Below are 11625 nucleotides of genomic sequence, written 5' to 3' on the forward strand. Positions count from 1 at the left end.
TTCGAAGGGGGACTTATGTTGAGTGGGTATGCGCGCAGACATGCGTGTGATACAGACATACTATCTATATCATGTCAACAGAAAAAATGCGCCTAGAAGCAGTTTTTTCGTCTTTTCAGAAAATTACGTGCGGATCAGGGTTAGGTTAGGCTCGTTAGGCTCCCGGTGATGACCAAGCATCCTGCCCAGCGATATAGGACCGCACTTGTGCCTCGGAAAATCGAACGTGCGTCGGCATGCGATGGTCAGGCCTGCTATTGACGCGGGAGGACCCGCGTCTCACCATCGGTGCCCGTGAAATCAACCGCGAAACACTCCGATGTGGCTCAGACCAACAGGACCGCCACAAGCAGAAGTAAACAAATTCACCAACTCCGCGCGGGCGTGATTGGCGCAGGTTTTATCGGTCCGGTGCACATGGAAGCATTGCGCCGGTTGGGGGTGCAAGTGGTCGCTTTGTGCGACTTGCCGGATCGAGTGCAGGCGGCCGCCGCGAAATTTGGCATTCCCCGGGCCTTTGGGGATTTCCGCCAAATGCTGCGCTCTGCCGAGGTGGATGTGGTGCATATTACCGTGCCAAACCGTTTGCACTGCGCCATGGCTTTGGCCGCGCTGGAGGCAGGCAAGCACTGCATCTGCGAAAAGCCCCTGGCGATGAACACCAGGGAAACCACCGCCATTACCCGGAAGGCCCAAAAAACCGGCGCCGTTTTCGCCGTTAATTACAATGTGCGGTTCTACCCGGCAGTCCTGCAGTTGCGCCAAATGGTGGCCCGAGGCGGGATGGGCGAGATCATTCACGTGAACGGGTCGTACTTGCAGGACTGGCTCTTCAAAGACACGGACTACAATTGGCGTTTGCTCCCACAGGAAGGCGGGAAGCTGCGCGCCGTGGCTGACATTGGCACCCATTGGATGGACACCGTTTCGTTCATTCTAGGCGCCAGGATCAAATCGGTTTTGGCCGACCTCAGCACCTGGCATCGAACTCGCCAACGGCCCCTGGGCGAGGTGGAGACCTTCGCTAAAGCCGACGGCATAAGGAAATCCGTTGCGTTTAACGTTACCACGGATGATTTTGCGAGCGTGCTCATTGAGTTCGACAACGGAGCCCGCGGGAACCTGACCGTCTCCCAGGTGGCAGCCGGGCGGAAGAACTGTATTCGCCTGGAGATTTACGGAACGAAAAAGTCCGCCTGGTGGTGTTCCGAAGAACCGGAGACTTTGCATTTTGGAAACCGGGACACAGCCAACGAAACGGCCGTGCGGGGGACCCCTGTTTTCGGTCCGGACATTGCACCGTATATTGACTATCCTCCGGGCCATGTAGAAGGCTTTCCAGACACCTTCAAAATGCTCTTCCGCTCGGTATATTCCTGTATTGTCAATGGTGGCCGAGGCGAGCGGCTCTTCGCGAGCCCTGCAGACGGTCATTACGAGGTGGCGGTGTGCGAGGCGATTCACAAGAGCCACCAGACCAGGCGATGGGTGCGCGTGAGAGGCGGGAAAGACTGATCACCTTGACTTTAATGTGTTTGTGGACTCTTTACAGCGATTCGCAGCCCAAAACGATATGAAATACACCTACGAACAACTCGCGCAAATGATCGACCATTCCCTGCTGCATCCGACCATGACTGATCAGGAATTGGAGGAAGGGTGTGCACTTGCCGCCAGGTACGGAGTCGCGTCGGTATGCATCAAACCGTACTACGTGCAACGAGCGGCACAGTTGCTCAAAGATACCGATGTAAAAGTCGGCGCGGTGATCGGCTTTCCCCACGGCAACAGCACCACCGAGTCCAAACGGTATGAGACCGAGCAGGCCTGCAACGACGGCGCGGTGGAAATCGATATGGTCATCAATATCGGCAAAGCCCTCAGCGGCGACTGGGATTACGTCGAGCGCGATATCCGGGCAGTATGCGAGGAAGCGCACCGGCGCGGGGCCAAAGTGAAGGTCATCTTCGAAAATGATTACCTCACCAGCGGGGGAGCGGGTCTGAATAGCAGTGATTTCAAGCGCAAACTCTGCGTGCTGTCCGAACGCGCCGAGGCTGACTGGATCAAGACCTCGACCGGCTACGGCTTTGTGAAAGGAGCGGATGGGAAATACAGCTATAAAGGGGCGACCGAAGCGGACCTGGAGTTGATGCGAGCCAGCGTTTCCGCGAAGGTCCAAGTCAAAGCGGCAGGCGGGGTGAGGGATCTGGACGGTCTGATTCGCGTGCGCGAGCTGGGCGCTACTCGCTGCGGCGCGTCGGCCACGGCCTCCATCCTGGATGAATATAAGAAACGCGCCCAAGCGGGGCGCAGTTCTTTGTCGCGAGAACACGTCCATTCCCAATACAAAGAACCTGGTCCGCGACAAAAAACATGCGATGTTCAGCAATTGAGTGGCCTTCTTTTGAACAGGAGGAAACAGAGGAAATAGAGGTTCTCCCTGCGTTTTCCGGGTTTTCTCTTGTTCAGGCTGACCACTCATTTCGTGAACACCACACTAACGCGTGTGAGGCGCGCCGCTTCGAGCATGTCGAGGACTTGGGGTAGGTCGGTGACTTTGAGCACGTTCAAATAATCGGGCCCCTGCATGTGCGACTCGGGTTTTGAGTTGATCGGCGGGCAAGTGGTCAGAGAGGCGCAACTCCTGGGGTTGAAAGAACGGCTTGGCGGCCATCTCGATGAGGGGTTGATGATTCTTGAGGAAGCGGTTGAACCAGCAGAAGACCCCTGCGCCCCCGGTTTCAAACTTTATTAGCTTGCCTCCGGCGACCTGACCCTCAAAAATGCCCTCCGGTGTCGAACCTTATTTGTCCTAAGCCAAAATGACTCGCGTTGAAAATCAACCGCTTAGGTGGGGTTTCAGTTTCCAACTTTATTGTTCATCTGCGCTTGAAACCCCGAACCCCTAACAACCCTCCAAAATGAATCTCAATACATTATGAAATCATACCCCCGCACCCTTGCGATTTGCGCCCTTTTGTCGGTCGCTTCCGCCCTTCAGGCAGCGGACACCGGCTCGGCATTTTACGGCGACCCGCCGGATGAGCATCATCCCTGGGCGGTTCATGACCGGAATCGGCCACAACCCAAACCCGTCACGCCAGGCACCTGCAGCACGCAGGAAGAGCCCGGCAAACCGCCTTCCGACGCCATTATCCTGTTCGACGGTCACGACCTGAGTCATTGGGAAGCAGACGAAGGGGAGGGCGTTCCGACCAAATGGGTGATCAACAATGGTGCCATGGAATGCGTGCCCGGCTCCGGGTTCATCCGGACAAAGGACAAAATTGGCGATTGCCAGCTCCACGTCGAGTGGGCCGCGCCGACGAAAATCGAGGGCCACAGCCAGGGTCGCGGCAACAGCGGCGTTTTCCTCATGGGCCTTGTCGAGGTCCAGGTGCTGGATAACTACAATAACCCGACCTATGCGGACGGTTTTGCCGGCGCCGTGTACGGTGTTAACCCGCCCCTGGCAAACGCCTTGAAGCCCCCGGGCGAGTTTCAGTCCTATGACATCGTTTTTCGCCGTCCGCTGTACAAGGAAGGCCAGGAAATCGATCCCGGCTCCGTTACCGTCTTTCTTAACGGCGTTTTGCTTCAGGACCATACCCGGCTCGAAGGCCCTACTGGCCATATGCGCCGTGCCAAACCTGAGCCCTTCCCGGAGGCGGGGCCGCTCAAACTCCAGGACCATGGAAACCCGGTGCGCTATCGCAATATCTGGTATCGCCCGCTCCCCCCCAATGCCATCGAAGGCGGCACGGATGGCTATCTGACCACCGAAGCCACCATGGCCAAACGCAAGGAAATTGCCGCCATGCTCCGCCAGCAAGCCGACCAGCTCAAAAACCCTTCAGACCCTCTCCCTGAATTGCTGCGGTTGTCCGAGTCCCTCGTGTACGACAGAGATGATGCGGCAGCCCAAAGGGCAGGGGACCTGGCCACCCAGTACCTATCCGATTTGCAGCAGCTCCCTGAAGACAAGCTGGCGGCCAGGAAAGATGAGATCAAACACCTGCGCGATGTGTCCCGTTACCTCGCCAAATGGGACATCATCCCCGAAGATTACGAAGGCAAAGCTCAACTCGAAAAAATCGTCAAAGACCACAACTGGGATAAAAAGTAGCACGGGCCAGCAGCCAAAGATGGCCCAGCGCATTACGCGAAGATAGAAAAAGGCGCATTTCTGCTTGGGCGAAGCCCCTGGAGTGCGGGGCATATCGCCGAAGAGATGCATCCTCTATCCATTCGCGAGCCGCGGCCGGGTGTTTATCAAGGCGGCCTTGGCGCCGCGTTTCTGGGCGTGGACCAAACTGGAACACATCCGTACTTCCATAATGCACCGCCACTCGTTCGGCTTCAATGTTGCCTGTAGAATTGGAAGGGATAAGGTCAAAGCCGAATCTAACGCTGAGACTTGAGTGGAAACGGCAAGGACATGGGGCATAGCGCGGCTGAAGGAATTGGTTGGGCCGGCCTTTTTCCGCAATGTGTTTGTGGTGATGACCGGAACTGCGGTTGCGCAACTGATCGGGTTCTTGTTCTCACCCATTTTGAGCCGGTTGTACGGGCCGCCGGACTTTGGCGAATTTGGGGCGTATTTGTCCCTGACAATGGTGATCGTCGCGGCGGTGACTCTCAATTATTCCGATACGGTCATGTTGCCCAAGGAGGATCGAGAGGCAGCGCCGCTCCTGCTGGTGGCCTGCGGGGCGGCGGTTTTGATTGCTTCCGGGACGGCGGTCTTCTGTCTAGTTGCTTCCGGTCCGGTGTTGAAGTTAATCGGCTTAGGCGGTTTGGGGCGGCTGGTGTGGTTTGTGCCGATTTCGGTTCTGCTGTTGGGGATGAGCCAATCGCTGGCGTCGTGGTGCGCGCGGGTGAAGGCGTTCAAGAGGACTTCGCAATCGCAGGTCCTGCGATCCTCGATGAACTGCGCGGCGCAAACTGGGGGGGGATTAGCTGGGGTTGGCGGGGCAGGTTTGATAGCAGCAGGGGTGCTTGCCGATGCCTCTGCCGCGGTATTTCTGGGGTGGGCAGCATGCCGTCAGAGCGCTGCCATGATTCGAGCAGCGGCGCATTGGCGCGCGTTATGGCACAAGGCCCTTGAATACAAGGAATTCGCCATTTACGGCACACCGCAAAACGTGATGAATGCGTTGTCGCAGGGTGTCCCGGTGCTGGCCCTGGCGCATTATTACGGTGTGGAGGTGGCGGGGTATTACGCTTTTGGCATGAGGCTCTTGCAGGTTCCGATGAATTTCGTTTTAACCTCCACGCGCCAGGTGCTCTTTCAACGACTTAGCCAGATAAAAGCCAATGGCGGGGATTTGTACGCGCCCTTTTTAAAGTCCACGGGCGCGCTGGCAGCGATCATTGTCGTTCCAGCGGTTATTGGATTTCTTGCCGCGCCCGCAGTGTTTGGATTTGTTTTTGGCCAGCAGTGGCGGGAGGCGGGCCATTACGGCAGATGGCTGCTGCTTTGGTTGATGCCCGCTTTTTGCAATGTGCCGGCAGCGCTGTCACTGCGAATTCTGCGGCTGCAGCGTGATTTGTTTTTTTACGACCTGGGTTTATTGGCGACGCGGGTCGGTGTTTTAATTGCCGGTGGGAAGTGGTTATTGCCAATTTACACAGTCATCACGCTGAGTGTGGCGGGGGCGGTGTTTAACACGGCACTGATTCTGTATATCTGGTGGAGATTGCACAAGATGCGCAGCTGGGGAGCACGAGGTGGGGAGGAGATTGCGGTCGAAAACGGCAATGACGAGTCGCAGTCATTTTAGGGACTAGGGTAAAATCAGTACGTACTTTTCCCGATAAGGTTTGCATTAGCAACGACTAAAACCGCCTTGACGAATCACGAATCCTTTGGTAGGTAAAAAGCAGTTCCAGGCGAAGGGTTTGCGCTATGAATTTATCGGAGTTTTGTTGTGTCTGGACTTGAAAAACTGATGTGCCGGTTCGAATACGAGGCGGGAGTGAAAAGAACCACTTACCAGGCGGATCATGGGATTCATGTGCCGAGCAAGGTTAAAGATCGGCTCCCGAAAGAGTTCCATCCCTTGGGATTGGAGGAATTAACCGCGAAGGATTTGACATCGATGTGAGCACTCTTTCTTCAAAGCTCCTCTTAGCTCCTGCACTTGGCATGCTGGCGTTGCTCGAACAGGGCCAGGAGTGCAGAGGGCAGCAAGAAGGCCAGTCGGTGGCGAGCGAGGCGGCAGCCGAGGCGCAGGCGCAAGCGGGCGTGCCGAGCCGGTACAATATCCGTTTGGGAGGGGGAGGGATCAATTTGAGCGCGGGCGCGCAGGGGATTTATGTTGATAACGTCTATTTGACCCACGAGAACGCACGGGATGATTTCATCCTGGCGCCCGAGGTCAATGCGGGGGCGTTTTTCCCGATTGGACAATTGAACACGCTTTCGGTCAACCTAGGCTTGGAATACTACCATTATTTCAAAAACAGCGACCTGAACAGTTCCACGCCGACGATCAATCCCAACTCGGATTTGGAGTTTCACATTTATACCGGCGATTTTCGCATCACTCTGAGCGAGGTCTTTTCATACCAGGAACTTCCGTTTTTTGAAACAGGCGGACAGTTTTTCAATGTGTACGATACGGGGCGTTTTGCACGGTTCGATAATCGGGCGGGGGCGTCGGCGACTTGGGATTTGCACGACTTGGTCGTGGATGCGGGGTATCATCATGAGGACCTGTTATCCAATGGGTCTGCCTTCAATTTCATTGATCGGCACTCGGAGATTTTCAACGCAGACGCCTTTCTCTCTGTGATGCCCAGGGCGTCGGTTGGCATGGAGGCTGCCGGGAGTTGGAACCAATTCGATAATGTGCGTTACAACGACCATTGGCGGGCGGGGTTGGGGCCGGCGCTAAAGTTGAAGCTGACCGATTATATCAATGTGAAGGTGGGGGCTGGGTACCAGAGGGTGCAATACGACTCGGACCTGGACAGCCAGTATGGGCTGGGCGGGTTTAACACATTCTACGCCTATGTGAACCTGGATCAGACGATCAACAAGTTTTTCAGCCACTCGCTGGTTGTGTCGCACGACAATGAGGTTGGGATTAATGCAGCAAACCTGGAGGGGACGCACGTGACGTACGCGCTGACGTGGAATGCCACCCAGGCGCTGCGCGTTGCGCCGTACCTGGGATATACGCATTACACGGAGTCATACAACTCGGGAGTACCATCGCTGTATCATGAGACGTTTGATTATGTCAGTGGCGGGATAGGCGCTGCGTACACGCTGACCCAGAATTGGCGGTTGGGGCTGAGCTACGATTATCGATTAAAAGATTCGGATATTGTGGCGTATGGGTTCAGCCAGGACAGGGTGACGCTAGAGGCAACGTATCAGTTCTGAAAGAGATGAAAGTGGAAAATGCAGCGAGGATGGCAGATGTGGGAAGACATCAGCCCTGTCTTCTGCCGAAGGGAGAGGGAGCGTTTGATGTGAATTCGAGAACGAACGGTGGAGGAGTGTTTTCGAGATATCGGCTGTGCGTTTTATTGGGAGTGCTGATAGTCATGAGCCTGGTGGCTGGGGCGGCATTTGCGGCGGACGCATCCACCGCGCAGGGTCCGCAGTCAGGGGAGATTGGAACCAATGAGCCGGGGCACGTGATTTTGGCCGGGGCGATGGACGGGTTGGATGAGAAACAGAGGCTGGCGGTGGGGGATCGGGTCAGTTTCCGCGTATTGCAGGACCAGGAGGACGCGAAGCTGCTGACGGTTACGGATGCGGGAGAGTTGGACGTGCCGGAGTTGGGGCTGGTGATGGCGGTGGGAAAGACCTGTGGAGAGGTGGCACGGGAGATAAAGTCCAAGCTCGAGAAAACCACTTACTACAAAGCGACGGTCATCATTGGGATCGATCAGCTCAACAAGACGCTCAGCGGACGCAAGGTCTATGTGGTCGGACAGGTGAAAGTAACGGGGCCACAGGAGATTCCCGCAGGCGAAACCTGGACGGTGAGCAAGGCAATTCTCAAAGCGGGGGGGTTCACGGACTTTGCGGATAAAAAGCGAGTGCGCGTAGTTCGGGCGGGGGCGCATGGGAAGCCAGGGAAAACCATTTATGTGAACGTGACGGAGATTTGGGAGAAGGGAAGGACAGACTTGGATGTGCCGGTTGTATCGGAGGATTTGATTTATGTGCCTGCACGGGCGGTTAATTTTTACTGATCGGCGGAACTGGGGTCCACTGCTATGAGCCTGGATAATCATCATCCTGAGCCGGTAGTTCCCGACCGGTTTGCGCAAGCGACGCTGCTTCGCGCCCAGGGACGGCGGTATTGGAACGTCTTACGCAAATGGTGGTGGGTGCCGGTCGTCAGTTTGATCGTCTGCGGGGTGCCGGGGGTCATTTTTTCCGCGATGACGCCGCGGAGTTACCGGTCGCAAGCCATTTTATGGCTGGGCGACAAACTGGAACTGCCGGAAGGAGCGCGGCTGTACTCGGAAGAATTGAGCGGCTACATGGGGACGCAGGCGGAACTGCTCAAGAGCCGGCTGATACAGAGCCGGGCGTTGGAGAAGGTGCGCGCGCGATTTCCGGGCCAGGCGCCGGGGGAAAGGCCATTTGAGCTGGCGGTGAAGAGTTCTCCCAAGAGCTCGACTCTGGAGGTCAGCGCCACGGGCGCTTTCCCGGGCGCCACGCAGTTTTTCGTGGACGCGGTGGTTGGCGAGTACCTGAGCTTCAAGAGTGAGGAACGGAGGAAGACATCGGCCAATGCCCTTTCGAGCATCACGGAGCAGATCAGCCAGCAGGAGCAACAGATTGCGGATAGGGAGCGGGAACTCAGCGCTTTTGAGAGCTCAAACAATATCTCCTTCTTAACGGAGAGCGGGTTGAGCGCCGGGAGCCATTTGGCTAGGCTGAATACACAATTGTCCGATTTCCGGACGGAACATCGCCTGCTGGAACTGTTGACTCCGGAGCAATGGAAGGACATTGCGCAAGCGCCGGTTGGGACATCAACGGGTTTGTCGGTTCCTGGAGAGCAAGCGGCGCAGGGGTTGGCTTCGAGCGGGGCTGCGCAGCAATCAGGCTATTTCGCCGCGCTGCAGCAACTCGAATTATTGAAGGCAAAGCGGGATGATTTCGCCAAGGTGCTGCGTCCGACGCATTCAAAGATGGTCAAAATGAACCAGGAGATAGCGGGGTTGGAACAATTGCTCGACACATTGAAGCAGCAAGGGGAGCAACAAGCCCTGGCCCAGATGACGAACCGGAAGAAGTCTCTGGAACTGCAGGTTGAGAATTTAGAGGCGCAATATCGGACTTGGCAAACCAACGCGCTTGAGGCGAGCCGGAAACTGGCGCAGCACGACCGGATGAAGCAGGAATTGGAGCGGTGCAATGCGCTTTACAGCCGGCTTCTAAGCCTGGTGCAGACGGTCGATATCACCAAGGGGCTGGAACGGGAAGCGCTCACGCAACTTGCGCCAGCCTCCGCGGCCCGCCCGACATTAAGCAAATACAAATTTGCGGCTGCGGGTGTGCTGGCGGGATTGGTGGCCGGTTTGGCGTTGTTGCTGGTGCTTTCGGCGGCGGACGATCGTTTTAGTTCGGCGACTGAACTGAGCCTGCACCTGCCGGAGGAGGTTGTTGGACAAGTCCCGGAGAGCCGCTTGGGTTGGAGCGGCGGGGGTGGCAGGCTGCTTTGCCCGCCGGAGGAGCAACATTCATTCACCGAATCGTTTCGCAATCTGCGTTCGCATCTGCTGTGTATGTCGGAACTGCCGGCGGGCCCGAGGGTGATCATGGTCACGAGCGCCGTGCCCAAGGAAGGCAAGACAACGGTCACAGCGAACCTTGGCGCGACGCTGGCGCTGGCCGGCGAGCGGGTATTGATTATCGATGCGGATGTGAGACGCAGCTCGATGCACAAGATTTTTGGGGTCCAGCTCAGTCCCGGGTTGAGAGAAGTGCTTGGCAAAAAGAGAACAGCAATGGAAGCCATTGTGGCGACATCACAGGCAAATCTGTGGCTTTTACCAGCCGGGGAATCTGAGGCGAGTGGTTCGGAACTCTTTCTCCTGGGTGCAATGGAACGGATGCTGGAAGAGCTACGGGCGCATTACGATTACATATTGATTGATACAGCGCCGGTATTGGCCACAGACGACGCCGGGAGTCTTGGAGCAAAAACCCAAGGAACGTTCCTGGTGGTCCGCGCCTCCTACACGTCGGCGCGGATGATTCGTGAGGCGCTGGAACGGTTGAGCAAGAGGAAGGTAAAGGTGCTGGGTCTTATTTACAATCGGGCGTCCCAGTCCACAGATTATTACTACCAGTATAGCGCGGATTATTACAAAGGCGAAACGGTGTCTCTTCCGGGGATTGCCACGCAGAGCGGCAATGGGAACAAGGGCGGGACAGGCTCGAACCAGGATATTTAGGGGCGGAGAAAAGAATCGCCGAGCCGGCAGGCAACGGGCCTCGCCGGCCCGGCGATGATAAAACATGACGAGATCAATTGGCCGGAAGGAAAACCGGCGACGAATTGACGGGCACGGAGTGTCGGCTAAAAGACAACGAAGAGTGTCCCAGAATTTTCCTGGGAATAGAAGAAAGACGCTAAAAACAGGCTGAAATTGCATGGATGGGTGATTCGAGCGGGCATGTTTCATGCTGGATTTGAAGGGCACGAAAATGTCAGCATGAACCGCAACATGACACCTTTACGAACGAGGGCAATCTTTGCGCTAGTGGTGGGGGCTTGGTTTTTTTGGGGGGCAGGATTGCTTTTTGGCGCGACATACTATGTGGCAACCGATGGAAACGATTCGAACCCTGGGACAATAGGAAGCCCTTTTGAGACAGTAACCAAAGGGGCGGGCGTTTTGCAGCCAGGCGACACGTTGTATGTGCGCGGGGGCACTTATTATCAAACCGCGTGGGCGCCGTCCTCGGGCACGGCGGCGTCGCCCGTGACGATCTCGGGCTATCCCGGGGAGACAGTTGTCATGGATGGTGTGTACACAAATCCGTCATCATCGTGGGGAAATCTGTTCCTGGTAGAGGGCAGCAATGCGGTGGTGCAGAACATCACGATAAAGCGCAGCAATTGGGTGGGGTTGGCGCTTACGGGGCCTTACGACCAGGCGCTGGGGGTTAACTCGCAGTCCAACATGGAGAATGGGATAATCGTGAGCGGGTCAGCCAGCTACAGCCTGGTGCAGGGGTGTCAGGTGTACTACAACGCGAAGTCGAACGAGCAATTTCAGCAGTTGCGAGGGGGGTGGTCCACGGGATTGAGCGCGGCGCGCGGGGCCAACAATGTGACCCTGCGGAACAACCAGGTTTGGAACAACTGGGGCGAAGGGTTATCGACGTTCGAGGCGCAGAACACGCTGATCGAGAGCAACACTGTTTATGATAACCAGCTTAACATTTACCTCTCCGACACCAAATTCAGTGTTTGCCGCGGCAACCTGGTGTACTGCACACCGGGCAATGTCTGCTCGAATGTCTCGCAAGCCGGGATTGCCTTGGGAGATGAAACCTACAGTCCGCCTTCATCGGACAATACGATTGTGAACAACGCGGTGATGGGTAATGCGAAGAATATTTATTTTTGGTCGGGG

At 56.4% G+C, this 11625-nt stretch carries 10 protein-coding genes; all 10 read left to right on the forward strand.

From position 1 onward, the window contains the following. Nucleotides 1-384: 384 nt before the first annotated feature. Complete coding sequence (locus VG146_20395) at nt 385-1515, forward strand: Gfo/Idh/MocA family oxidoreductase (protein HEV2394718.1); 1131 nt, start codon at nt 385-387, stop codon at nt 1513-1515. 58 nt (nt 1516-1573) lie between these two features. Continuing rightward, nucleotides 1574-2434, forward strand: a complete 861-nt coding sequence (gene deoC / locus VG146_20400) for a deoxyribose-phosphate aldolase (GenBank protein ID HEV2394719.1) — start codon at nt 1574-1576, stop codon at nt 2432-2434. Between the two features lie 156 nt (nt 2435-2590). Continuing rightward, a complete protein-coding gene (locus VG146_20405) occupies nt 2591-2758 on the forward strand; it encodes a hypothetical protein (protein HEV2394720.1) in 168 nt (55 codons plus the stop codon). 183 nt (nt 2759-2941) lie between these two features. After that, nucleotides 2942-4129, forward strand: a complete 1188-nt coding sequence (locus VG146_20410) for a DUF1080 domain-containing protein (protein ID HEV2394721.1) — start codon at nt 2942-2944, stop codon at nt 4127-4129. Between the two features lie 295 nt (nt 4130-4424). Then, nucleotides 4425-5786, forward strand: coding sequence for a lipopolysaccharide biosynthesis protein (locus VG146_20415; GenBank protein ID HEV2394722.1), 1362 nt, complete (start codon nt 4425-4427; stop codon nt 5784-5786). Between the two features lie 147 nt (nt 5787-5933). Next, nucleotides 5934-6110, forward strand: coding sequence for a hypothetical protein (locus VG146_20420; GenBank protein ID HEV2394723.1), 177 nt, complete (start codon nt 5934-5936; stop codon nt 6108-6110). Nucleotides 6111-6151: 41 nt separating this feature from the next. Then, nucleotides 6152-7396: a hypothetical protein gene (locus VG146_20425; protein ID HEV2394724.1), complete on the forward strand. Its 1245-nt coding sequence runs from the start codon at nt 6152-6154 to the stop codon at nt 7394-7396. A gap of 89 nt (nt 7397-7485) precedes the next feature. Then, complete coding sequence (locus tag VG146_20430) at nt 7486-8217, forward strand: polysaccharide biosynthesis/export family protein (GenBank protein ID HEV2394725.1); 732 nt, start codon at nt 7486-7488, stop codon at nt 8215-8217. 24 nt (nt 8218-8241) lie between these two features. Then, nucleotides 8242-10437: a polysaccharide biosynthesis tyrosine autokinase gene (locus VG146_20435; GenBank protein HEV2394726.1), complete on the forward strand. Its 2196-nt coding sequence runs from the start codon at nt 8242-8244 to the stop codon at nt 10435-10437. Between the two features lie 273 nt (nt 10438-10710). After that, the coding region (locus VG146_20440) for a right-handed parallel beta-helix repeat-containing protein (protein ID HEV2394727.1) at nt 10711-11625 on the forward strand (915 nt) is incomplete at its 3' end.

Source organism: Verrucomicrobiia bacterium, assembly GCA_035946615.1.
Classification (GTDB): Bacteria; Verrucomicrobiota; Verrucomicrobiia; order Limisphaerales; family UBA8199; genus DASYZB01.